The 22,784-nt window shown below is 67.0% G+C and carries 19 protein-coding genes; 10 read left to right on the forward strand and 9 right to left on the reverse strand.

What is annotated here, in order from left to right:
* Positions 1-28: 28 nt before the first annotated feature.
* The 7 genes from NI1_RS35725 to NI1_RS35755 are packed head-to-tail and all read left to right on the forward strand — an operon-like array spanning position 29 to position 9,080.
* On the forward strand, positions 29-1,744 hold the full coding sequence (locus NI1_RS35725; protein WP_067830547.1) for an acyclic terpene utilization AtuA family protein: 1,716 nt from the start codon (positions 29-31) through the stop codon (positions 1,742-1,744).
* An 11-nt stretch (positions 1,745-1,755) separates the two neighbouring features.
* The gene (locus tag NI1_RS35730; protein WP_067830719.1) at positions 1,756-2,904 is read left to right on the forward strand and encodes an acyl-CoA dehydrogenase family protein; all 1,149 of its coding nucleotides are present in this window, start codon (positions 1,756-1,758) and stop codon (positions 2,902-2,904) included.
* Positions 2,901-4,505: an acyl-CoA carboxylase subunit beta gene (locus NI1_RS35735; RefSeq protein ID WP_067830549.1), complete on the forward strand. Its 1,605-nt coding sequence runs from the start codon at positions 2,901-2,903 to the stop codon at positions 4,503-4,505. The genes NI1_RS35730 and NI1_RS35735 overlap by 4 nt, the downstream gene beginning before the upstream one ends.
* Before the next feature lie 8 nt (positions 4,506-4,513).
* Positions 4,514-6,511 (forward strand): acetyl/propionyl/methylcrotonyl-CoA carboxylase subunit alpha, encoded by a 1,998-nt coding sequence (locus NI1_RS35740; protein WP_067830552.1) that lies wholly within the window; start codon positions 4,514-4,516, stop codon positions 6,509-6,511.
* 3 nt (positions 6,512-6,514) lie between these two features.
* Positions 6,515-7,678, forward strand: a complete 1,164-nt coding sequence (locus NI1_RS35745) for an acyl-CoA dehydrogenase family protein (protein WP_067830555.1) — start codon at positions 6,515-6,517, stop codon at positions 7,676-7,678.
* On the forward strand, positions 7,678-8,460 hold the full coding sequence (locus NI1_RS35750; RefSeq protein ID WP_067830558.1) for an enoyl-CoA hydratase family protein: 783 nt from the start codon (positions 7,678-7,680) through the stop codon (positions 8,458-8,460). The genes NI1_RS35745 and NI1_RS35750 overlap by 1 nt, the downstream gene beginning before the upstream one ends.
* A gap of 5 nt (positions 8,461-8,465) precedes the next feature.
* The gene (locus tag NI1_RS35755; RefSeq protein WP_067830561.1) at positions 8,466-9,080 is read left to right on the forward strand and encodes a TetR/AcrR family transcriptional regulator; all 615 of its coding nucleotides are present in this window, start codon (positions 8,466-8,468) and stop codon (positions 9,078-9,080) included.
* Here NI1_RS35755 and NI1_RS35760 read toward each other — a convergent pair whose 3' ends face one another.
* The 6 genes from NI1_RS35760 to thiD all read right to left on the reverse strand — a co-directional run bounded on the left by NI1_RS35760 (position 9,081) and on the right by thiD (position 15,876).
* The gene (locus tag NI1_RS35760) at positions 9,081-10,304 is read right to left on the reverse strand and encodes a hypothetical protein (protein ID WP_067830564.1); all 1,224 of its coding nucleotides are present in this window, start codon (positions 10,302-10,304) and stop codon (positions 9,081-9,083) included.
* Positions 10,305-10,395: 91 nt separating this feature from the next.
* Positions 10,396-11,322 carry a hypothetical protein gene (locus NI1_RS35765; RefSeq protein ID WP_157535527.1) on the reverse strand — a complete coding sequence of 309 codons (927 nt, stop codon included), beginning with the start codon at positions 11,320-11,322 and terminating at the stop codon, positions 10,396-10,398.
* Positions 11,323-11,485: 163 nt separating this feature from the next.
* The gene (locus NI1_RS38610) at positions 11,486-11,638 is read right to left on the reverse strand and encodes a hypothetical protein (protein ID WP_169815692.1); all 153 of its coding nucleotides are present in this window, start codon (positions 11,636-11,638) and stop codon (positions 11,486-11,488) included.
* A gap of 94 nt (positions 11,639-11,732) precedes the next feature.
* Positions 11,733-13,709: an ArnT family glycosyltransferase gene (locus tag NI1_RS35770; RefSeq protein WP_067830570.1), complete on the reverse strand. Its 1,977-nt coding sequence runs from the start codon at positions 13,707-13,709 to the stop codon at positions 11,733-11,735.
* On the reverse strand, positions 13,706-14,971 hold the full coding sequence (locus NI1_RS35775) for a bifunctional glycosyltransferase family 2/GtrA family protein (protein ID WP_067830573.1): 1,266 nt from the start codon (positions 14,969-14,971) through the stop codon (positions 13,706-13,708). Before NI1_RS35775 ends, NI1_RS35770 begins: the two co-directional genes overlap by 4 nt.
* Before the next feature lie 53 nt (positions 14,972-15,024).
* The gene (gene thiD / locus NI1_RS35780; RefSeq protein WP_067830576.1) at positions 15,025-15,876 is read right to left on the reverse strand and encodes a bifunctional hydroxymethylpyrimidine kinase/phosphomethylpyrimidine kinase; all 852 of its coding nucleotides are present in this window, start codon (positions 15,874-15,876) and stop codon (positions 15,025-15,027) included.
* 101 nt (positions 15,877-15,977) lie between these two features.
* Here thiD and NI1_RS35785 point away from each other — a divergent pair, with 101 nt between their 5' ends.
* Positions 15,978-17,126 (forward strand): GTP-binding protein, encoded by a 1,149-nt coding sequence (locus NI1_RS35785; RefSeq protein WP_067830578.1) that lies wholly within the window; start codon positions 15,978-15,980, stop codon positions 17,124-17,126.
* 6 nt (positions 17,127-17,132) lie between these two features.
* Here NI1_RS35785 and NI1_RS35790 read toward each other — a convergent pair whose 3' ends face one another.
* The 3 genes from NI1_RS35790 to NI1_RS35800 form a co-directional block, all read right to left on the reverse strand.
* Complete coding sequence (locus NI1_RS35790) at positions 17,133-17,756, reverse strand: NAD(P)-dependent oxidoreductase (RefSeq protein WP_067830580.1); 624 nt, start codon at positions 17,754-17,756, stop codon at positions 17,133-17,135.
* 110 nt (positions 17,757-17,866) lie between these two features.
* Positions 17,867-18,049: a DUF397 domain-containing protein gene (locus NI1_RS35795; protein WP_067830583.1), complete on the reverse strand. Its 183-nt coding sequence runs from the start codon at positions 18,047-18,049 to the stop codon at positions 17,867-17,869.
* Complete coding sequence (locus tag NI1_RS35800; RefSeq protein WP_157535528.1) at positions 18,046-18,819, reverse strand: DUF5753 domain-containing protein; 774 nt, start codon at positions 18,817-18,819, stop codon at positions 18,046-18,048. The genes NI1_RS35795 and NI1_RS35800 overlap by 4 nt, the downstream gene beginning before the upstream one ends.
* A 776-nt stretch (positions 18,820-19,595) precedes the next feature.
* On the opposite strand from NI1_RS35800, the gene NI1_RS40030 reads away from it, so the two are divergent.
* On the forward strand, positions 19,596-19,727 hold the full coding sequence (locus tag NI1_RS40030) for a hypothetical protein (RefSeq protein WP_281179530.1): 132 nt from the start codon (positions 19,596-19,598) through the stop codon (positions 19,725-19,727).
* A 48-nt stretch (positions 19,728-19,775) separates the two neighbouring features.
* Positions 19,776-22,775 (forward strand): AfsR/SARP family transcriptional regulator, encoded by a 3,000-nt coding sequence (locus tag NI1_RS35810; RefSeq protein WP_067830589.1) that lies wholly within the window; start codon positions 19,776-19,778, stop codon positions 22,773-22,775.
* Positions 22,776-22,784: the final 9 nt, after the last annotated feature.

A 22,784-nucleotide genomic window follows, 5' to 3' on the forward strand; every position in this document is an offset into this window, starting at 1 on the left:
GGACGCGGGTGCACATGGGAGGCCCAGTATGAGTCAGCTCGCCGAGAATCCGGAGCTTCTTCGGATCGGCAACTGTTCCGGCTTCTACGGTGATCGGCTCAGCGCCATGCGCGAGATGCTCGAGGGCGGGCAGCTCGATGTGCTCACCGGCGACTATCTGGCCGAACTCACCATGCTGATCCTGGGCCGGGATCGTATGAAGGACGCGAACCTCGGCTACGCCAAGACTTTCGTGAAGCAGCTGGAGGGCAGCCTCGGCCTGGCCCTGGAATCGGGCGTGAAGATCGTCGCGAACGCGGGCGGCCTGAACCCCGCCGGGCTGGCGCAGCGCGTCCGCGAGGTGGCCGAAAAGCTCGGTCTCACACCGAAGATCGCATACGTGACCGGTGACGACCTGCTGCCGCGCGCCGCCGAACTCGGCTTGGGCGCCCCGCTCACGGCCAATGCCTACCTCGGCGCATGGGGCATCGCCGAATGCCTGAACGCGGGCGCGGACATCGTCGTCACCGGCCGCGTCACCGACGCCTCGCTGGTGGTCGGCCCCGCCGCCGCCCATTTCGGTTGGAGCCGTACGGATTACGACGCGCTCGCCGGCGCCGTGGTGGCGGGCCATGTGATCGAGTGCAGCACCCAGGCCACCGGCGGCAATTTCGCCTTCTTCACCGAGATCCCGGATATGAACCGCCCCGGCTTCCCGATCGCCGAGCTCCGCCGCGACGGCAGCAGCGTGATCACCAAGCACGAAGGCACCGGCGGCGCGGTCACCGTGGACACGGTGGAAGCCCAGCTCATGTACGAGATCCAGAGCCCGCGCTACGCCGGCCCGGATGTGACCACCCGCCTGGACAGCATCCGGCTCAGCCAGGAGGGGCCGGACCGCGTGCTGATCAGCGGCGTGCTCGGCGAGGCCCCGCCCGCGCGGACCAAGGTCTCGCTGAACACCATCGGCGGCTTCCGCAATGAAGTCGAATTCATCGTCACCGGCCTGGATATCGAGGCCAAAGCGCGACTGGCGCAACAGCAGCTGGAGTCCTGGCTGCCGGTGCGCCCCGCCGAGCTGGACTGGTCGCTGGTGCGCCTGGACCGCCCGGACGCCGAGACCGAGGAGCAGGCCAGCGCGCTGCTGCGCTGTGTCGTGCGCGATCCCGACCCCAGCAAGGTGGGCCGTGGATTCTCCAGCGTGGCAGTCGAATTGGCGCTGGCCAGCTACGCGGGCTTCTCGCTGACCGCACCGCCCGGAAACGGCGGCCCGTACGGAGTTTTCAAGCCGGGTTACGTCGATTCCGGGGAAGTTCCGCACACCGCCGTGCTGCCGGACGGTTCCGAGGTCGCCATCGCACCCGCATCGGAGACATTGACGCTGGCGGAGGTCGCGGAACCGGTTCTGCCACAGCCGCTTCCGGCCGGTGAAACCAAGCGCGTCCCGCTGGGCACGATCGCGCTGGCCCGCAGCGGCGACAAGGGCGGCAATGCCAATATCGGCGTCTGGGTCCGCACCGACGCCGAATGGCGGTGGCTGGTCAACGCTTTGACCGTCGACGAGTTGCGCCTGCTGCTGCCGGAGACCGCGAAACTGCCCGTGACCCGGCATGTCCTGCCGAATCTGCGGGCCCTCAATTTCATTGTCGAAGGGCTGCTGGGGGAGGGCGTGGCCTATCAGGCGCGCTTCGATCCGCAGGCCAAGGGGCTCGGGGAATGGCTGCGAGCCCGGCACATCGAGATTCCTGTGGAGTTGCTGCCATGAAGACCGGATACGTGAATCCCTGGACCACGCCGGAGCGTCGCGAATTGCGGGCTACCGTGCGTGGTTTCGCCGAGCGGGAAGTGCTCCCGTATCTGGACGATTGGGAACGGAGCGGCGAGATCCCGCGCGAGCTGCACAAGAAGGCGGGCGCGCTGGGGCTGCTGGGCATCCAGTTCCCCGAAGAGGTCGGCGGTTCCGGCGGTGACGGTATCGACGCCGCCATCGTGTGCGAGGAATTGCATTACGCGGGCTGCTCGGGCGGCCTGTTCGCCTCGCTCTTCACCTGCGGGATCGCGGTGCCGCACATCGTCGCGTCCGGGAATCAGGAGCACATCGAGCGCTGGGTGAAGCCGACCCTGGCGGGCGAGAAGATCGGTTCCCTGGCGATCACCGAGCCGGGTGGCGGTTCCGATGTCGGCCACCTGCGCACCACCGCGGTACGCGACGGCGACGAGTTCATCGTCAACGGCTCCAAGACCTTCATCACCTCCGGCGTGCGCGCCGATTACGTGGTAACGGCGGTGCGCACCGGCGGCTCCGGCGCGGCCGGCGTCTCGCTGCTCGTCGTCGAGAAGGGCACGCCCGGCTTCACCGTCAGCCGCAAGCTGGAGAAGATGGGCTGGCTGGCCTCCGACACCGCCGAACTCTCCTATGTCGATGCGCGCGTGCCGGTTTCGAACCTGGTCGGCGCGGAGAACTCCGGCTTCGCCCAGATCGCCACGGCCTTCGTGAGCGAACGTGTCGGCCTCGCCGCCCAGGCGTACGGTCACGCCCAGCGCTGCCTGGACCTCACCCTGCAATGGTGCCGCGACCGCGAAACCTTCGGCCGCCCGCTGATCAGCCGCCAGGCCGTGCAGAACACCCTCTCGGAGATGGCGCGCCGCATCGATGTGGCCCGCGTCTACACCCATCATGTGGTGGACCGTGCCGCCCAGGGCGAGACCGATCTCATCGCCGAGGTGTGCTTCGCCAAGAACACCGCCGTGGAGACCGCCGAATGGGTTGCCCACCAGGCGGTTCAGCTCTTCGGCGGGCTCGGCTACATGCGTGAGTCCGAGGTCGAGCGCCACTACCGGGACGTTCGCATTCTCGGTATCGGCGGCGGCACCAACGAAATCCTGACCAGCCTCGCGGCCAAGCGATTGGGGTTCCAGTCTTGACCACTCTGCGTAGCACCGTAGATCCGAAATCGGCCGACTATCAGGCGGCCGCCGAAGCCATGACCGCCAAGTTGACCGAGGTGGAGGCCGAGTACGCCAAGAACATCGCAGGCGGCGGTCCGGACAAGATGGCGCGGCATCGCAAGCGCGGCAAGCTGACCGCGCGCGAGCGCATCGAGCTGCTGCTCGACGAGGATTCGCCGTTCCTGGAGCTGGCCCCGCTGGCCGGGTGGGGCAGTGACTTCCATGTGGGTGCGAGCGTCATCGCGGGCATCGGCATCGTCGAGGGCGTCGAGTGCATGATCACCGCACCGGATCCGACGGTGCGCGGCGGCACCTCGAACCCGTGGACGCTGCGCAAGACCCTGCGCATGAACGACATCGCGCTGGAGAACCGCCTGCCGGTGATCGGCCTGGTGGAGTCCGGCGGCGCGGATCTGCCCACGCAGAAAGAGGTGTTCGTCCCCGGCGGGCGCATGTTCCGGGACCTGACTCGTTTGTCGGCGGCCGGAATCCCCACCATCGCACTGGTTTTCGGCAATTCGACCGCGGGCGGCGCGTACATCCCGGGCATGTCCGACTACACGGTCATGATCAAGGATCGCTCCAAGGTGTTCCTGGGCGGTCCGCCGCTGGTCAAGATGGCCACCGGTGAGGAGTCCGACGACGAATCCCTGGGCGGTGCGGAAATGCACGCCCGCACTTCGGGTCTCGCGGACTACCTGGCCGTGGACGAGCAGGACGCGATTCGCCTGGGCCGCTCCATCGTGAAGCGGCTGAACTGGCAGAAGCAGGGTCCGGCGGCGCGACCGATCGAGGAGATCATCGAGCCGCTCTACGACCAGGAGGAACTGCTCGGCATCGTGCCGACCGACCTCAAGATCCCGTTCGATCCGCGCGAGGTCATCGCCCGCGTGGTGGACGGTTCGGACTTCGACGAGTTCAAGCCGCTCTACGGCTCCAGTCTGGTCACCGGCTGGGCGGAACTGCACGGCTACCCGGTCGGCATCCTCGCCAATGCGCGCGGCGTGCTGTTCTCCGAGGAAGCGCAGAAGGCCACCCAGTTCATCCAGCTGGCGAACCAGTCGAATACGCCACTTTTGTTCCTGCACAACACCACCGGCTACATGGTCGGCAAGGAGTACGAGCAGAAGGGCATCATCAAGCACGGCGCGCAGATGATCAACGCGGTGTCGAACTCGAAGGTGCCGCACATTTCGCTGCTCATGGGTGCGTCCTACGGTGCGGGCCATTACGGCATGTGCGGTCGTGCCTACGATCCGCGCTTCGTATTCGCTTGGCCCAGTGCGAAATCCGCTGTCATGGGTGGTGCGCAGCTGGCGGGCGTCATCTCCATCGTGGGCCGGGCGGCCAATGAGGCACGCGGGATTCCGTTCAACGAGGAGCAGGACGCCGGTCTGCGCGCCATGATCGAGGCGCAGATCGAGGCCGAATCGCTGCCCATGTTCATGTCGGGCCGCCTCTACGACGACGGCGTCATCGACCCCCGCGATACCCGCACGGTGTTGGGAATGGCCTTGTCCGCCATCCACAATTCCCCGATCAAGGGCGCCGAGGGCTTCGGCGTCTTCCGGATGTGAGGCCGAGTATGGAGATCACGAACGTTCTGGTCGCCAATCGCGGCGAGATCGCCCGGCGGGTGTTCGCCACCTGCCGCCGGATGGGTATCGCGACGACCGCGGTGTACTCGGATGCCGATGCCAACGCCCCGCATGTGGCCGAGGCGGACGCGGCGATTCGCCTGCCGGGCAACACTCCCGGCGAAACCTACCTGCGCGCTGAGCTGATCATCGAGGCCGCGCTGGCCGCCGGCGCCGACGCGATCCACCCGGGCTACGGATTCCTCTCCGAGAACGCCGAATTCGCCAAGGCGGTGCAGGATGCCGGGCTGACCTGGATCGGCCCGCCGGTCACCGCCATCGAGCAGATGGGCTCCAAGGTCGAGTCCAAGAAGATGATGGACGCCGCCGGTGTGCCCGTTCTGAAGCAGCTCGACCCCGCCGAGGTCACCGCCGACCTGCTGCCGGTGCTGATCAAGGCGTCGGCGGGCGGCGGCGGCCGCGGTATGCGCGTGGTGCGCGAGCTGGCCGACCTGACCCCGCAGATCGAGGCCGCGCAGCGGGAAGCCCAGTCCGCCTTCGGTGATCCGACCGTCTTCTGTGAGCGCTACCTGGAGACCGGCCGCCACATCGAAGTGCAGGTCATGGCCGACACCCAGGGCACGGTGTGGGCGGTCGGCGAACGCGAATGCTCGATTCAGCGCCGCCACCAGAAGGTCGTGGAGGAGGCCCCGTCCCCACTGGTCGAGAAGATCGACGGCATGCGGGCGCGGCTGTTCGAGGCCGCGAAGCTGGCGTCGGAGGCCATCGGTTACGAGGGTGCGGGCACCGTCGAATTCCTGGCCGACGAGAAGGGCGACTTCTTCTTCCTGGAGATGAATACCCGTCTCCAAGTGGAGCATCCGGTCACCGAGCAGGTCACCGGCCTGGACCTGGTGCGCCTCCAGTTGCAGGTGGCGGCGGGTCGCCCGCTGCCGGCGAAGCAGCCGGAGATGCGCGGGCATGCCATCGAGGTGCGGCTGTATGCCGAGGATCCCGCGCACGATTGGCAGCCGCAGTCGGGCCCCGTGCACAAGCTCGATATCCCCGGCACCGCAGGCGAATTCACCGTCCTGACCGAACCGGGCGTGCGTCTGGACACCGGCGTGGTGGACGGTTCCGTGGTCGGCGTGCACTACGATCCGATGCTCTCGAAGGTCATCTCCTTCGCCGAAACCCGGGACGAGGCAGCGCATCTGCTGGCATCGGCCTTGCAGCGCGCCGAAATCCACGGCCTGGTCACCAACCGGGACCTGCTGGTGCGCGTGCTGCGGCATCCGGCGTTCCTGGCGGGCGACACCGATACCGCCTTCTTCGCCACGCACGGCCTGGAAAAGCTCTCCGCGCCTTTGGTTTCCGAGGCTGACGAGCAGCTCTCGATCGTGGCCGCCGCGCTCGCCGATGCCGCCGCCAACCGGAAGTCGGCGCGGGTCGGCCGTGGGTTGCCGTCCGGTTGGCGCAATCTGCCGTCGCAGAGCCAGTCCAAGTCCTACGACAGCCGCCTCACCGGCAAGCACGAGGTGCGCTACCGCATCACCCGTGCCGGCCTCGAGGTGGAGGGCATCGACGGCCTCGAATTGCTGGATGCCACACCGGATTCCGTCACGCTGCTGGTGCCGGGGGAGCGCGGCAAGGTTCGCCGCACTTTCCGTGTCGCCCGCTACGGTGACCTGGTCGCGGTCGATTCCCCGCTCGGCCCGGTGGCCGTGCGCCGCCTGCCGCGCTTCGAGGATCCGGCCGATCAGGTCGCCGAGGGCTCGCTGCTCGCACCGATGCCGGGCGCGGTCATCCGCGTGGGCGCGGAGGTCGGCAGCCGGGTCGAGAAGGGCCAGCCCATCCTGTGGCTGGAGGCGATGAAGATGGAGCACACCATCGCGGCCCCCGCCGCGGGCACTCTCACCGAACTCAACGTAACCGCAGGCCAGCAGGTCGAAGTCGGCGCAATCCTCGCCGTGGTCCAGTCCGACGACGCTGAAAACCAGGAGTAGGCAATGAGCTTCATCGAAACCGACGAACAGAAGGCGCTGCGGGCCGCCGTCGCGAAGCTCGCCGCCAAATACAACTTCCGCGATTACGCCGGTCCCAAGGCCCGCCGCAACGAGCCGTTCGACGAATTGTGGGACGAGGCGGGCAAACTCGGTTTCCTGGGCGTGAACCTGCCCGAGGAGTACGGCGGCGGTGGCGCGGGCATCTACGAGCTCGCGCTGGTGCAGGAGGAGCTGGCCGCGCAGGGTTGCGGCCTGCTGCTCATGGTGGTTTCGCCCGCCATCTGCGGCACCATCATCACCAAGTACGGCACCGAGGCGCAGAAGCAGCACTGGCTGACCAAGCTGGCCGACGGCTCGGGCAAGATGGTCTTCGGCATCACCGAGCCGGACGCGGGCTCCAACTCGCACAAGATCACCACCACCGCCCGCCGCGATGGCGAGGACTGGATCCTCAACGGCCGCAAGATCTTCATCTCCGGCGTGGATCAGGCCGAGGCGGTGCTGATCGTGGCGCGCACCGAGAACGCCAAGACCGGCAATCTCCAGCCCGCCCTGTTCATCGTCCCCACCGATGCCCCCGGCTTCATCAAGACGAAGCAGGAAATGGACATCATCGAGCCGGACAACCAGTTCACGCTGTTCCTCGATGACGTGCGCCTGCCCGCGACCGCGCTGGTCGGCCAGGAGGACGCGGCCATCGCGCAGCTGTTCGCGGGCCTGAACCCCGAGCGCATCATGGGTGCGGCGATGGCGGTCGGCATGGGGCGTTACGCCATCGATCAGGCGGTGAAGTACGCCAAGGAGCGCGCGGTGTGGAAGGGTGCGCCGATCGGTTCGCACCAGGGCATTTCGCATCCGCTCGCCCAGGTGAAGATCGAACTCGAGCTGGCCAAGGTGATGATGCAGAAGGCCGCGTTCCTCTACGACAGCGGTGACGACTTCGGGGCCGCCGAAGCCGCCAATATGTCGAAATACGCTGCGGCCGAAGCGAGTATCAAGGCACTCGATCAGGCGATCCAGACGCACGGCGGCGCCGGTCTGACCTCGGATGTGGGTCTGGCGGGCATGCTCGCCGCCTCCCGCATCGCCCGCGTGGCCCCCGTCTCGCGCGAAATGATCCTGAACTTCGTCGCCCAGCACTCCCTCGGCCTCCCGAGGTCCTACTGATGAGCGAAGCGCCCGAGGGCCCGTTCGTCCGCTACGCGGTAGCGGACGGATTCGCCACTCTCACACTGGATTCCCCGCACAACCGCAATGCGCTGTCCTCGCGGTTGATCACCGAACTGCTCGCGGGTCTGGAGCAGGCGGCCGCCGACGACGCGGTGCGCGGCGTCATCCTGACCCACACCGGCAACACCTTCTGCGCGGGCGCGGACCTCAAGGAAACCCTGGACGCCGACCCGGCCGCCGCCGCCGACATCCGCACCCGCTGGATGATCTCGGTCCTGCGCACCATCCTGGAGATGCCGAAACCCGTTGTGGCACAGGTGAACGGTAATGTCCGCGCGGGCGGCATGGGCATCCTCGCCGCCTGTGACATCGCGGTGGCGGGCACCAGCAGCAGCTTCGGCCTCACCGAAGTCCGTATCGGCCTGGCTCCCTTCATGATCTCGCTCCCGCTGCTCCCGCGCCTGTCCGCCCGTGCGGCAGCCCGCTATTTCAGCACCGGCGAGACCTTCGACGCCGCCGAAGCCGAACGCATCGGCCTCATCACGGTGGCGGCCGAAGACCCGGCGATCGAGACCGCCCGGCTCTGCGGTGAACTCCGCAAGGGCGCTCCCCAGGGCCTGGCCGAATCCAAGCGCCTGGTCAACGCCGACCTGCTCATCGCCTTCGATCGCGCGGCGGAGGACCTGGCCAAACGCTCGGCCGGTTTCTTCGGAACCCCCCAGGTGATCGAGGGCATGACGGCCTTCTTTCAGAAGCGTCCACCGAACTGGGCAGAATAGCCCCCATGGCGACACCCCACGAACCCAAGCAGGACCGCAGCCGGGCCACCCGGCAGCGGCTGCTGGAGGCCACCATCGACTGCCTGGCCGAGAACGGCTGGGCAGCCGCCACGGTGGCCGTGGTCGCCGAACGCGCCGGGGTGTCCCGAGGCGCGGCCCAGCATCATTTCCCCACCCGTGAGGACCTGATCACCGCCGCCCTCGAGTACATGTTCGAAACCCGCATGGTTCAAGCCATGACGGAGGCCAAGTCCATCGACGAGATCGCCGAAGGCGTGGGCCGCACCGAAGCCGTGGTCACCTCGCTGGTGGAGGGCTACACCACCCCCTTCTTCAAAGCGGCCCTCCAGGTCTGGACCCACGCCGCCGCCGACCCGGTCCTACGCGAACGAATAGTCCCGCTGGAAGCCCACTTCGGCCGCACCCAGCACCGCTTGGCCGTCGAAGCCCTCGGCGTGGACGACAAAGACCCGGTCGCCCACCACCTCGTCCAAGCCACCCTCGACATGGCCCGTGGCCTCGGCCTGGCGGACGTCCTCACCGACGACTCCCTGCGCCGCAAGGACATCGTCCAGCAGTGGGCCGCCACCCTGCACACGGCTTTGAACGCTGCGCACTGATCAGTGCGGCAGTTTCGGCCAAGCAGTCGCGGCCAGGGCTTTCGCCGCGACGCAGGAGTCCTTCCCGTTGTAGACGATCAGCGTGATCTGCTCCGCGAACCGTGACGCACTGTCGTCGGCGGCGTCCGGATAGTCGAAATGGGTGCCCGACCACGGCTCCCACGAACGCCCCGTGAGCGTCAGCACGCATCGCCCCGCCGGATCGTCCTCAACCACCGTTTTCCGGCCCGCGATGATCGCCGTAGCACCGCCCGGTACGGGCTGCGACCGCCCGGCCAGCTCGGCATGCAGATTGATGACGGCCTGATCGGCCTTCCAGCGGCAGTGATAGGCGATCGAATCGTCTTCGGCGGCAGCCGAACTCGCCCGCGTCGCCGACCGCAGCTCGGACTCGCTCAACAATGCGCAAAGATCGGCCCAGCCCACCGAATCGGACGGATATCTCATGCGCTTCGCCGTATTGCCGGTGAACGCGGCGACGGCCGCCTCGCTCACGATATCGCGTACCTTGCACAGGGTTTCGGAGACAGTGCCATGCGCCCCCGCGGCGGTCACCGACAGGATCACCCCGACCCCGTCGCCGCGCAGGATCAACTGCCCGCACTCCTCCGCCGAGACCGCACCGGCATCGGTGGTCTTCACCGGACCATGCTGAACCATCGGAAGATCGGCATACCGCGCCAGAAATTCCGCGGGCAGCCGCGCGATATCGAACTTCGCCGTCACCCCGGGCCGTGTTCCACCCAACCCCAATTCCACCGCGCACCCGGAGAAACTCTCCGGCTCGATCCGCACCTCCGGCACGCCCCCCGAACTCTTCGCCGCGACCCCCGCGAACATCGACGGCTCGACGAACGAACAAGGGTCGATGGACGCCGGATCATCGAATCCCCCGCCTGCCCAGCTACTGGCACTCGCGGAAGCAGTCGCGGCGGAAGTGCTTCGGTCTTCGCCCCGCGTACCGGCCATCACCGCCGTGCCGGCCACCGCTACCAGCAGCACTCCGACCGCACCCAGCATCAGGGCCGTCCTGCGCTTCGGCGGAGCAGCGCTGGACCTCCTCGAGTCGGGTTGCGGCGCTACACCTTCCGGTGCTGCGGCCGGGAGCGGCGGCTCGATGTAGGCAGGCGGCCCGATCTCCACCGCGTACTGCGGCTGAGCATCGGACCGCGCCCACGGCGACTGCCCGGAACCGGTGTCGGGTTCTTGCTGTGGTTCGGACATAGCGGCGAACCCCCTGCCGAGTACGAATCGATCACTCGATCATAGGAATTCGTCTTCCCTGGCGCCTGCCGCGAAAACCGGGGTGGGCCTCCTACGCCTTCGGCAGTTGTCGCCACAGGATGGTCGCAAGTGCTGCGGCCTTGCCGCAGCCGTCATCCGTGGTTCCCCGGACACTGAGCGTAGCCAATTCGACGTAGGCCGCGGAGTCGGCGTCGGTGCCGCCGGGATAGTTGGCGTGGCTGCCCGGCCAGGGTTCCCAACCGCGTCCGAGGGTCTGGACGATGCACTCGGTTGTGTTCAATTGCATGGCGTTGGCTTGATGGCCTTCGAGTGTTTCGTCGCCGAATCCACCGGTTTCGGATTTCGGTTTCAGACCGATTTCGAGGTGGACGGTGGCGTTGCCGACTTCCCATTCGCAGGTGTACGGCAATTCGGATGGGTGCTTGGTCACCGGGGACTGGCCGACGGTGGACTGGAGGTTCGCGGCGGTGAAGCGGTAGCAGGGGGAGATGCCGGCGAGTGAATCGGCGGGGTATTCGAGGCTTTTCGCGGAACCGCGGGTGAGTGCCGATACCGCCGCGTCGGTGGCGGCATCGCGGATCTCGCATACTGTTTCACGGGTGTTCGCGCCACGCGGTGAATCCATGGACGCCGACAGCCGGACGGCGGCCCCATCCGGACGGATGAGCAATTGCGGGCAGTGTTCCAGTCCATTGCTGCCGAGATCGGCTATCTCGACAGATCCGCGTTTCGTGGTTTTCGTTGCGGTGTAGGAGGTTTCGTGCGACTCGAAATGCCTGGCCTCCAGGTTGATGGTGACAGGAAGGCCTGAGTGCATCACCTCCGCCGTACAGATGCTGAAGCCGGCGGGCCGCACGCGGACCCACGGACCGCCCTGGGGCGCTCGGTCCGCGACGGCGGCGAATGTCTTCGGTTCGATGTACGAGCAGGGGTCGAGCGAGAGCGGATTATCGAACCCGCCTCGGGCGACCTGCTCGGGCTCGTCTGCCCGATTCATCAGGAAATATGCTGTTGCGCCCGCTGCGACGATCAATGCGGTGGCCAGCCCGAAGATCATGGCCGATCGGCGATGTCGCCGTGCATGCGGTGGATAGGTCAAAGCGGCGAACCCCCATGTGAATCGGTGATGATTCACTGATCCTAGGAATACGCCGGACCGATCAGAAGCCGAAAGCCTCGGCCAGTTCGATGGATTGGTCGTCCCAGCAGCGCTCTATGTGCTCGCGCTCCTGGTCGGGGAGGTCTGGACGCCAGCCGACGGTGCGCCAGAAAGCTTCTCGGTGTTCGTCGCTGAGGGGCATGGGAGGGGTCATGTGGAGTCCCTGAAACTCGCTGGTCCGATGCTTGTTTCAGGGTAGGACGCGAGCATCCGGCGGAAGTCGCCTTCCGCCGGATGATCTCGACATTTCAGGGGAGCGGGGTGGTGAGGTCGTAGAGGGTGACCCCGTCCACCTCCCGGGAGGCGAAGTGGTCCTTCACCCACTGGGTTATCTGCGAACTGGTATTCGCTGATCCGCCGTCGCGTTCCCGGCCCGGTTGGGAGCCGGCGACGAAGTAGTGGATCTGTCCTTCCGCTACGTACTGCTGGAATCGGGCGAGGGTGGGGGAGGGGTCGCTGCCGTTGAATCCGCCGATGGGCATGACCGGCAACTGTGTCGCCAGCTGGAATCCGGCTGCGCTGTTGGAACTTACGGTGGCCGCCACCCAGGTGTAGTTGTCACCGTCGGTGGCGAGCAGCGCGGTCACCGCATCGCTCGGCTTGCTCGCGCCCATGATGCCGCCGACCGGTCCGCCACCCATCATGCCGCCGCCCGGCTGGCCGCGCTCGGGCGCTGCACCGGCGCCGTCGGTTCGGCTTCGACCGTCACCGGGTCCACCGCCGAAGCCGCCGAAACCGTGGCCGACGCTGGGTCCGGCGCTGGGGATGGGGCCCGCGTGCCCGGCGGTGAGGGTTTGCGCGGTGTAGGCGGTCGGCCCGGCCAGGGCGATCACCGTTGCCGCGCAGGCCGTCGCGATGGCTGTTTTGCGGGGGAGCGGGACGAGGAGAGCGAGGGTGCTGATGATGCCCGCGATCAATACGGTCCAGCGCAGCCAGGGCAGGAAGGTGCTGCTGCGGGACAACAGGATCCAGGCGGTGAAGGTGGTCGCGGCGAGTGCGAGAGCCAGGACGACTCGAATCCACGGGCGGTGGCGTTCGCGCCAGAGCAACACCGCGCCCGCTGCGGTCACCACCGCGACGGCCGGGGCCAGGGCCACCGTGTAGTACTGGTGGAAGATGCCCTTCATGAAGGAGAAGGTCAGCCCGGTGACCAGCAGCCATCCGCCCCACAGGATCATGGACGCCCGGCGCGCATCGGTGCGAGGAGCCTTGCCGCGCAACAGGAGTGCACCGGCGAGCAGGATGAGCGCGGCCGGGATCAACCAGGCGATCTGACCGCCCTGTGCTGGTTCGAAGAGTCGCCCGATACCGGTGGAACCCCACATGCCGTTCCCGCCGGCCGGTAGTTCGCCGCCGGGCCCGACGCTCCCGCTCTCCTCACCGTTGAGGCGTCCCAGCCCGTTGTATCCGAGGGTCAGCTCGATGATCGAATTATGCTGCGAACCACCGAAATACGGTCGATCCGAAGCCGGCCACAGCTGGGCGATGAGCACCCACCATCCTGCTCCGGCGATCATCGAAGCCCCGGCCGCGAACAATTGCAGAATCCGTTTGCCGAGCCGAGGTGGACCGGCGACCAGGTAGGTCAGCGCGAGCGCCGGCACCACCAGCAGCACCTGCAATTGCTTTGCCAGGAACCCCGATCCAATGAACAGCCCGGTGAGCACCAGCCACCGCCATCGTCCATCCGCCACCGCGCGGGTCATCGCCCACGCCGCCGCGATCATGAGGAACACCAGCATGGCGTCCGGATTGTTGAACCGGAACATGAGCGCCGCAACGGGAGTCACCGCGAGCGCGAACCCCGCCAGCAGTCCGGCGGTGGCCCCGAAGTTTCGTCGCACGGTCGCCCACAGCAATGCGACCGAACCGATGCCGAGCAGCACCTGCGGCAGCAGCATCGCCCAGCTGGAGAGCCCGAACATCCGGACCGACAACTCCATCGGCCACAGCGACAGCGGCGTCTTGTCGACGGTGATGGAGTTGGCCGCATCGGAGGAGCCGAAGAAGAACGCCTTCCACGACACCGAACCCGCCTGTACCGCAGCGGAATAGAACGAGTTGGCCCAGCCGTTGGCGGACAGGTTCCACAGGTAGGCGGCGGCTGTTCCGATGAGCAGCACCGCCAGCGCCGGCAGCTCCCACCGCGGCCGGTCACCGATACCGGTCGCGGCCGTTGCGGCCGAAGGCGAGGTCCGGGGCGATTCGGTCAAGGTCGAGGTCATTCGCTCACTCCTTCCGCGACGGCGGGAACGTTTCGCGCACCGGGCGCCCCGGCCTGCCGGAACACCCAGCGCAGGCCGACGAATCGAGCCAGCGTCGCGAGCAGGTTGGCGAGCACCAGGAACAGCAGCTCCAAATGCACTTCGGCTTCCGGCGCCCAGTGGTGCAGCACGAACAGTGATCCGCTGGTGAGGAACAGCCCGACCCCGAAGATGAGTAATCCTTGGAAGTGGTGTGAGACGGCCCGCGTGGACCCGCGCACCCCGAAGGTGAAGGCCCGGTTGGCCGCCGTATTGCCGATGGCGGTGACCAGCAAAGCCACGAAGTTGGCGATCTGCGCCCCGGTAATCCCTTGCAGCGCAACATAAAGCGCCAGATATGCCAGCGTGGACGCCACTCCGACGATCCCGAATCGCACCAGCTGCCCGACCATTCCGAGCGGCACCCCTTCGACCAATGGCTCCCGCCCGATCGCCTCCCGCAACTCGTTGATCGGCAACCGCCCGGTGGTCAACGCCCGCCCCACCCGCCAAATCCCTTGCAGGTCTTTACGAGCCGTATCGACGATGTCCACCCGGCTGTCCGGATCGTCGATCCAGTCCACCGGCACTTCGTGAATCCGCAGCCCGATTCGCTCCGCCAGCACCAGCAGTTCGGTATCGAAGAACCATTCCCCGTCCTCCACCAGCGGCAACACCAGCTTCGCCACCGGCCCGCGCATGGCCTTGAACCCGCACTGCGCATCGGTGAACCGCGCCTGCAACGAGGTCCGCAGGATCAGGTTGTAGCAACGCGAGATGATCTCCCGCTTCGGCCCGCGCACCACCCGCGCGGAGGATGCCAGCCGCGTCCCGATGGCGACATCCGAATGTCCGGACACCAGCGGCGCGACCAACGGCAGCAGTGCGTTCAGGTCCGTCGAAAGATCGACATCCATGTACGCCACCACCTGCGCGTCCGACCGCTGCCACACTTCCCGCAGCGCCCGCCCTCGCCCCTTGCGATCCAGATGCACCACCTCCACCCCGTCCAGTTCGGCCGCGAGTATCCGCGCGACGGCGAGGGTGTCATCGGTGGATGCGTTGTCCGCCACTGTGATTCGCGCCCGGAACGGAAAGGTGGTGCTGAGGAACGCGTGCAGTCTCCGCACGCACGGCCCCAGATCCCGTTCCTCGTTGTAGACCGGAACGACAATGTCCACAATGGGTGCGGTCACGGCCTCCGTTGATTCCGCCGCCCCGACGGCGATTGCTGTCTCGATCATGGTGTCCAACTTCGACGACCACGCTCGAGCACACCTGGTGCTTGGCTGGGAGGTTACTGGGAGCCGAGGTGCAGTCGCCAGAGCGGCGACACCGGTCCGTGGCCGGCGCCCAGGTCGTAGGAGGCTTCCAGACAGCGGAAGGTCCATTCCTTGGCGAAGGCGACCGCGTCCGGCACCGGGTAGCCGTGGGCGAGGGCGCAGCAGATGGCGGCCGCGAGGGTGTCGCCGCCGCCGTGGTCGTTGCCGGTGGCGATGCGCCGGGCGGGCAGTTCGTGGAAGGTTTCGCCGTCGAAGAGCAGATCGGTGCTGAGCTCGGAGGAGCGCAGGTGGCCGCCCTTGACGATGGCCCAGCGCGGGCCGAGGGCGTGCAGGGCTTCGGCGGCCTTGCGTGCGGTGGCATCGTCGATGACCTCGATGCCGGTGATCAGCCGGACCTCGTCGAGGTTCGGGGTGACCACGGTGGCGAGCGGAATCAGTGTGTGCCGCACCGCGTCCAGGGCTTCGGCGTGCAGGAGTGGATCGCCGTGCATGGAGGCCGCGACGGGATCCACGACGAGCGGAATGGTTCCGTCGCGGCCGATGCCGACTTCCCGGCACACTCCGGCGACCGCTTCGATGATGGCGGTGGAGGCCAGCATCCCGGTCTTGGCCGCCCCGATGCCGATATCGCTGACCACAGTTCGGACCTGATCGGCCACGATCTGCGGGGGGATCTCATGAAAACCGCTGACGCCCAGGGTGTTCTGCACGGTCACCGCGGCGACCGCGACGCACGCGTGCACGCCGCACAGCGCCATGGTGCGCGAGTCGGCTTGGATGCCCGCGCCGCCGCCGGAGTCCGTGCCGGCGATGGTGAGCGCGCGTACCGGCGTCTGGCCATTGGGGGTGAGCGGTAGCAGTTCCACATTCGTGACCCTACGTGGTTCGGCACCCGGGGTGGCCTGCGTGTCCCGGCCTGCGTGCGCCCCGAGCGTCAACGGCTAATGAAAACCATTATCATTACGGCATGACCTCAGCCCAGCCCCTCGCCCCGCTGCCCGTGACCGTGCTCTCCGGCTTCCTGGGCGCGGGTAAAACCACCCTGCTCAACCACCTGCTCGCCAACCGCGAGGGCCGTCGCGTGGCCGTCATCGTGAACGATATGAGCGAGGTGAACATCGACGCCGCACTCGTCGCCGGCCAGGGGCACCTGGATCGCACCGAGGAGAAACTGGTCGAACTCACCAACGGCTGCATCTGCTGCACGCTGCGCGAGGACCTCATCGAATCGGTCGGCAAGCTGGCGCGGGAGGGCCGCTTCGACCATCTGGTCATCGAATCCACCGGCATCTCCGAACCCATGCCGGTCGCCGCCACCTTCGAATGGGAATTCGAGGACGGTTTCAAACTCGGCGAGCTCGCAAAGCTCGACACCATGGTGACGGTGGTCGACGCCTCCACCTTCCTCATCGAGGTGGTGAAGGGCCAGGCGCTGGCGGAGCGGAATATGCAAGCGGGCGAAGGGGATGTGCGCACCATCGCCGACCTACTGGTGGATCAGGTGGAGTTCGCGAATGTGCTGGTGCTCAACAAAACCGATCTGGTGAGCGCGAATGCCGTTGGGAGCGTGGAGGCTACGATCCGCCGTTTGAATCCCACCGCCCGCATCGTGCGCTCGGCGCACGGCGTGGTGGACCTGTCGGAAATCCTCGGCACCGGCCTCTACAACCCCGATATCGCCGCCCAATTCGAGGGCTGGGACGAGGAACTCGCCGGCGGCCACACTCCCGAAACCGAGGAGTACGGGATCAGCAGCATCACCTTCACCGCCGACCGCCCCTTCCACCCCGAACGCCTCGAGTCCGCTCTCGCCCAAATGCAGCGCCTGCTGCGCTCCAAGGGCTTCTTCTGGCTGGCCACCCGCCCCGATCTGGCCGCCCTCTGGTCCCAGGCCGGACCCAATCTGACCTTCGAACCGGCCGCGTACTGGACCGCCCTGGACATGCAACCCGGTCAGGAGATCGTCTTCATCGGCGTGCACCTGGACCGCCCGCACGTGCGAGACCTGCTGAATTCGGCCCTGCTCACCGATGCCGAGCTGGCATCCGGGCCGCAGTCCTGGCTGCGGTTCCCGGATCCCTTCCCGTCCTGGGGTGAGGCCCACTCCCACGCCTGATCCGGCTCAATTCGAGATGCCGGGGGTGCGGCGCAGGTAGGTGCTGTCGGTGACCTGCTCCAGCAGGAACGCGGCCACATCGGCGCGCGAGATCTTCAGCGTCAACCCCTTGGCATCGGGCGCGACATCCCGGTGGTACTCGCCGGTGGGCGCATCGTCGGTGAAGGCGGCCGGTCGCACGATGGTCCAATCCAGGTTGCTGGCCTGCACATACGTTTCCTGGACACCGTGATCGGCGTAAGCCTGCCGCAGCAGCATCCCGAACAGGATGTACTTCCACAGGAAGTTGAGGTTCCCGCGAGAGTCGCCCACCCCCAGCGACGACATGCACACCAGCCGCTTGACCCCGGTCCGCTCCATGGCCTGGATGACGGTCTTGGTCCCCTCGGCGCGCAACACGCCCTTACGCCCCGCGCCCAGCGTGACGATGACCGCGTCCTGCCCGATGACGGTCTGCTCGACTGCCGCCGGATCGAGGACGTCACCGACGACGACCTTCAGATCATGGTGCGAGACAGTGGAGTTGGCAGCCGACCGGGTCAGGATGGTGACCTCGTGCCCGGCCTGCAAAGCCTGCTCGGTGACCTTGCGGCCGACGGTCCCGGTGGCTCCGAAGATTGCGATTCGCATTGCATTCACCTTTCGAATTTCGTTGTCTTGAAGGTGAATTCAGCTTGTCAATCCAGGAGCCCCGCGAACATCGCCGTGCGTCTCACGCCCATGTGAGAGGGTCTCGGGGTCTACTCGCTGACGAACCGAACGAACCCGGCCCACTCCCGCGGACTGAAGAACAGCTCCGGCCCGCCGGGCTGCTTGCTGTCTCGCACCCCGGTCCGCTCCCGCTCATGGCAGACCTCGACGCACTGCTTAGCGCCGTCCGACCTGCTCGACTTGTACCAACGGCCCGTAACCGGATCTCTCATACCGTGTACTCCTTCGCAATTTGAAACACGAAGTCTCGGGTTCCCTCCTCCGTCAACGCTACAACCCGCATACCCTCGATCGCCTGGCGATATTGATCAACCACGTCGGCATGCTCATGGAAGACGCTGCCTATCGCCTCCTCCACATAAACCACTGGTGGCAGGGTCATTCCGCTGGCACCCGCCGGGAACCGCAGCAGCGTGAAAGTCAGCATCGCCAGCCCGGGATGTGGTCCGACCGAGAACGGGATGACCCGTACGCTGAGATTCGCGCGTTCCCCCGCCTCGGCGACCCACCGGAGTTGCGCGGCCATGGTCGCCGGATGAGCGGGGCAGTGCCGCAATACGGCCTCGGACAGCAGCACCTCCAGGTGGAAATCGCTCTCGTCCAGTCGGGCTTGCCTGTGGGCGGTGAGCTCGATGCGGCGCTCGATATCGACCGGCGACAGCTGTGGTTCGTACATCCGAATGATCGCTCGCCGGTAGTCGGGTGTCTGGAGCAGGCCGGGCATGATGACAAGCTGGTGCGCGATGATTCTCGAGGCTGTGGCTTCGAGTCGAAGGAACTTGGGAAAGTGCGGGGCGACTTGGTCGGAGTACGGCCGCCAGAATCCCTTCGAATTGCCTTGTGCCTTAGCGGCTTTGTCTTGCTCTCGAACCTCCTTCCAGAGATCGAGCGCCTGCTGTCGAGTCCGCGCATCGGGCGAGTAGAGGTCCAGCAGGCTATTGATGTGGATGGTCGCCAACTTGGTCGGCAGACCGTCCTCCAAGCGCATAAGTGTTTGCCGAGAAGTTTCCAAATGCATCGCACTCGCTAGAATTGTCATTCCAGCCCGCATTCTCAACTCTCGCATGAAGTTCCCGAAATCCATGCGAGAGACCGTCGACCCGGCCATTCGTTAGCCTCTCTATCTGGGGAGTGTCTACCGTGGACATGTCCGCCGTGGACATCCAGCGAATCTCTTCAGATGTCTTCTCCTGATGTGCTTTTGGTGTCAGTCTATGGATTACCGGGAGATAGCAACAGCAACGAGGGGAATCGAAATGTCTTGGGAAACATGGACCTTGCTTGCGTTGGTCGCCGCACTCCTCGCGATAGCGGTCTGGGGATTTCTGGACGCCACACGAGACCAAGGCACTCGATTTCTGCGTTTGGCTCTCATCGAAGGGCAAGGGTGTCTTTACGTTTCCGCATCGGGAAGAACAGGCCGGCTGCACCGTGGCCGGCACCGAGCGGGATGGTGAGGCAATGGTCTACGTCGTCTCGCAGATCAAGCATGAGCGGTTTCCCGAGGATGCCGCCGCCCTGAAATTCTCACGGAGTGTCGAAGCGCTCATGTACTCACACATGGCATGCATTGCGGGAGACGGCATTTCGCCGAGATCGTGTGGGGCGCGGCGGCAGCTCATGACTATCGCGGTGGAGGCGGGCTGGGCGTGGGTGGCGAAGGTTCCCGATACGGGGAAATCGCGTTGACCAGGTACGTTGATCGGCTGTTCATCGGGAGGAATCGGGTGATCAGCGATGATTCCTACCGTTGCCGGCATGACGAATCGAACGCCTCCGCCCGCTTGGCCCGAGACTCGGCGGGTGGCCAAGTGGATGTTGCTCACGTTGTACGGGGTCGGCCTGTACGTGGTATTCGCGGTCAAGGACCTCGTCGCGCGGGCGACCTGAGCATTCCGCATAAGATCGGCTGATCCCATGTTTTACCGAGAGAAGCCGATGGAACCCGCGGAACTGAGCTTTACGGTGCTGGGCCGCGTCTCCGTCCGGCGCGGCCCGCTGACTCTGGAGTCGGGCCGGCTTCGGACCCAGGCCGTGCTCACCGCGCTGCTGTTCGCGGCCGGTCGGCCGCTGACCGCCGCGCAACTGGTCGACGCGGTCTGGGGCGAGGAATTGCCCGGGGACCCGGTCGCATCCCTGCGTTCCCACGCTTTGCTGCTGCGCAAACTCGTGGAACCGGAGCGTGCCCCGCGTACCCCGCCCGCGGTGCTCGTCTCGGTCGGCGACGGCTATGAACTGCGGGTCAGCCGCGACTCCCTGGATGCCTTTCGCGCCCAGTCGCTCGCGGCGGATGCCGAGACTGCCAGGGCCACAGGAGCTTTGGAGCAGGCGCACGATCTGCTCACCGCGGCGCTGTCGCTGTGGCGAGGCGAGCCGCTCGCGGGCGTGCCGGGGCCGGCCGCGGCCGACCAGCGCCGACGCCTCGCGGACCTGCGCGCCACCCTCCTCGAATCCCGCTTCGATATGGGCCTGCAACTCGGCCGTCATGCGGCCATGCTCGGTGAAATAGCCGCTACCAGTGCGGAATTCCCCCTTCGAGAACGCCTGCGCGCCCTGTGGATGACCGCCCTGTACCGCTCCGGTCGCCGCGGTGAAGCCCTCACCGTCTACACCTGCACCCGTCGCCTGCTGGTCGAAGAACTCGGTATCGAGCCCGGCCCCGAACTGAACGAACTACACCGGCGCATCCTCGACGACAACCTGCCGCCGCCGGCCCCCGACCGTGCCCGCACCGGATCCACGCAACCCGGCCCGGCGCGACAAGTCCGCGGCCCTGGATCCCGCGAAGGGGTCCGCCCCGCGCAATTGCCGAGGGGAATAGCCGATTTCACCGGTCGCGACGTCCTGGTGGCGGAGCTTCGCGAAGCCCTCGCCCGATCCGGGCCGACACCGCCCGTGGTGGTGATCACCGGCATGGGCGGTGTCGGTAAGACGACGTTGGCAACCCACGTCGCGCTTGCGGTCAGCGACCGTTTCCCGGACGGTCAGCTCTATGCCGATCTGCGTGGCGCCGACGACCGGCCCGCCGAACCCGTCGGGATACTGGGCGGCTTCCTGCGTGCCCTGGCTGTTCCGGACAGCGATATTCCGCCCGGCGAAGCCGAGCGCGCCGCACTGCTACGCAGCGTGCTGGCGGACCGGCGCATGCTCATGGTGCTCGACAATGCGGGCCCGCTCGATCAGGTGACCTCGCTGTTGCCGAGCGGACCCGGCTGCGCGGTGCTGGTCACCAGCCGCGCGGTGCTGCCGCTACCCGATGCCGCGCACCGGCAGCTGCACCCGCTGTCCGTCGATGAAGCACGAAATCTGCTGGGGAGCATCGTCGGTGCGCGTCGGACGGCCGCCGAACCGGACGCCGTCGATGCGGTGATCGGGGCGTGCGGGCTGTTGCCGCTGGCCGTCAGGATTATCGGTGCGCGACTGGTGATGCGACCGCGATGGAGTATCGCCGAGGTGGCGCGAAAGCTGGCTGACGAGCGGAATCGACTGTCGGAGTTGCGATGTGGCGAGCTCGCCATCGACGCCTGCTTCGGCTTCGGATACCGGGACCTGCCGCCCGCCACGGCACGGGCCTTCATGGAACTGGCGGTCCCCGCCGTGCCGGACCTGTCGGTTGCCGCCGCGGCGGCGATCCTGGGCACGGACATCGCGGCCGCCGCGCAGGTCTGCGAATCCCTGGTCGATCTCGGGCTGCTGCAATCCGCCGGAGTCGATCGCTACGGCTACCACGACCTGCTGCGCCTCTACGCCCGCACCGTCGATCCGGAGCTGGACCGGGCCGGAGTGCTTTCCCGGCTGTTGAACTACTACCTGGCGACGGCGAAAAGCATTGTCACCCTGCGCTACCCGGGGCATCGGCTGGACTATGTTCCGGCGACGGGGGCATCCGGCACGGCGATCGGCTCCGAAGCCGACGCGCATGCGTGGCTGGACAGTGAGCGCACCGCGCTGATCGCCCTGCATCGCCAGATCGCCGCCGATCACCCGGCCCTGGTGCCCGCGTGCGTGGATGTGGCCATGCTGATCGGCGAGTCCATCGATCCGTCACCGCAATCCGGGGAGCTGGCGGATGCCTTGCGCCGGCTGCTCACCGTCGCAGCCGGATTCGCCGATCGAATGACCGAACTTCGTGCCCGGGCGGCACTCGGGTTGGTGCTCGCCTTGGATCTGGGTCGCGCGGCCGAAGCGGTCGAGGTGCTCGAACCGGCCCGGGAACTGTTGCAGCCCAACGGGAACAGCCTCTTGCTGGGCTTCGTCGAACATGTGCTCGGAGCCGCCGCTCTGTATCTCGGCCGCCTGGAGGAGGCCATCGACCATATGTCGGCCGCGGTCGGCATCTTCCATGCCCTGGGCGATGCGGCGTGGGAAGGATGGGCCTGCGCCACCCTCGCCGATCGCTACGGCGACAGCGGCCGCTGGGAGCTGTCCGCCGAATTCGTCGAGCGCGCACTGGGTTCGGCGGAACGGCTGGGCGGCGCGGCCTTCGAATCACTGGCCCGCTCCCAGCTCGGCCGGGTCACGCTGATGCGCGACGCGGATCCGGAGCGCGCCGTCGCCATCGGCGAAGCAGCGGTGCGCACGGCGCGCCGGTACGGCCGCCGGCTCCTGCTCGGCTGGGCCCTTTTCCGTTTGGCCGAGACCAGCTTCCACGCCGGTCGCTTCGACATCGCCGAATCCGCCGCTGCCGAGGCAGCCGAGGTCCTCACCCGGGCGGCCGATCCGATCCGGCGGGCGCACTCCCTGCACTTCCATGCCGAAGCCCTGGCGGCCCAAGGCCGGAACGCCGAGGCGCGGAACGTGAGAGCGCAATTGGATGAGCTGAGCACCCGTGTCGGCCCGCTCCCACCTCCGCCGGACCCGCACGCGAGCACGCCGCCCGGCCGGTGCGCCGCCATCGGGCCTGCCCGCCGAGTCCAGGCCGAGCCGACGGCGACATAGCGAGTTCGA

The organism is Nocardia inohanensis NBRC 100128, assembly GCF_001612945.1.
GTDB classification, from domain to species: domain Bacteria; phylum Actinomycetota; class Actinomycetes; order Mycobacteriales; family Mycobacteriaceae; genus Nocardia; species Nocardia inohanensis.

Excerpts from the sequence above, each read along its gene's own strand:
- NI1_RS35790 (WP_067830580.1), bottom strand. The coding sequence starts at position 17,756 with ATGCGAATCGCAATCTTCGGAGCCACCGGGACCGTCGGCCGCAAGGTC.
- NI1_RS35795 (WP_067830583.1), bottom strand. The coding sequence starts at position 18,049 with ATGAGAGATCCGGTTACGGGCCGTTGGTACAAGTCGAGCAGGTCGGAC.
- NI1_RS35755 (WP_067830561.1), top strand. The coding sequence starts at position 8,466 with ATGGCGACACCCCACGAACCCAAGCAGGACCGCAGCCGGGCCACCCGG.
- NI1_RS35725 (WP_067830547.1), top strand. The coding sequence starts at position 29 with ATGAGTCAGCTCGCCGAGAATCCGGAGCTTCTTCGGATCGGCAACTGT.
- NI1_RS35750 (WP_067830558.1), top strand. The coding sequence starts at position 7,678 with ATGAGCGAAGCGCCCGAGGGCCCGTTCGTCCGCTACGCGGTAGCGGAC.
- NI1_RS35785 (WP_067830578.1), top strand. The coding sequence starts at position 15,978 with ATGACCTCAGCCCAGCCCCTCGCCCCGCTGCCCGTGACCGTGCTCTCC.
- NI1_RS35765 (WP_157535527.1), bottom strand. The coding sequence starts at position 11,322 with ATGAATCGGGCAGACGAGCCCGAGCAGGTCGCCCGAGGCGGGTTCGAT.
- NI1_RS35810 (WP_067830589.1), top strand. The coding sequence starts at position 19,776 with ATGGAACCCGCGGAACTGAGCTTTACGGTGCTGGGCCGCGTCTCCGTC.
- NI1_RS35740 (WP_067830552.1), top strand. The coding sequence starts at position 4,514 with ATGGAGATCACGAACGTTCTGGTCGCCAATCGCGGCGAGATCGCCCGG.
- NI1_RS35775 (WP_067830573.1), bottom strand. The coding sequence starts at position 14,971 with ATGATCGAGACAGCAATCGCCGTCGGGGCGGCGGAATCAACGGAGGCC.
- NI1_RS35760 (WP_067830564.1), bottom strand. The coding sequence starts at position 10,304 with ATGTCCGAACCACAGCAAGAACCCGACACCGGTTCCGGGCAGTCGCCG.
- NI1_RS35745 (WP_067830555.1), top strand. The coding sequence starts at position 6,515 with ATGAGCTTCATCGAAACCGACGAACAGAAGGCGCTGCGGGCCGCCGTC.
- NI1_RS40030 (WP_281179530.1), top strand. The coding sequence starts at position 19,596 with ATGACGAATCGAACGCCTCCGCCCGCTTGGCCCGAGACTCGGCGGGTG.
- NI1_RS35770 (WP_067830570.1), bottom strand. The coding sequence starts at position 13,709 with ATGACCTCGACCTTGACCGAATCGCCCCGGACCTCGCCTTCGGCCGCA.
- NI1_RS38610 (WP_169815692.1), bottom strand. The coding sequence starts at position 11,638 with ATGACCCCTCCCATGCCCCTCAGCGACGAACACCGAGAAGCTTTCTGG.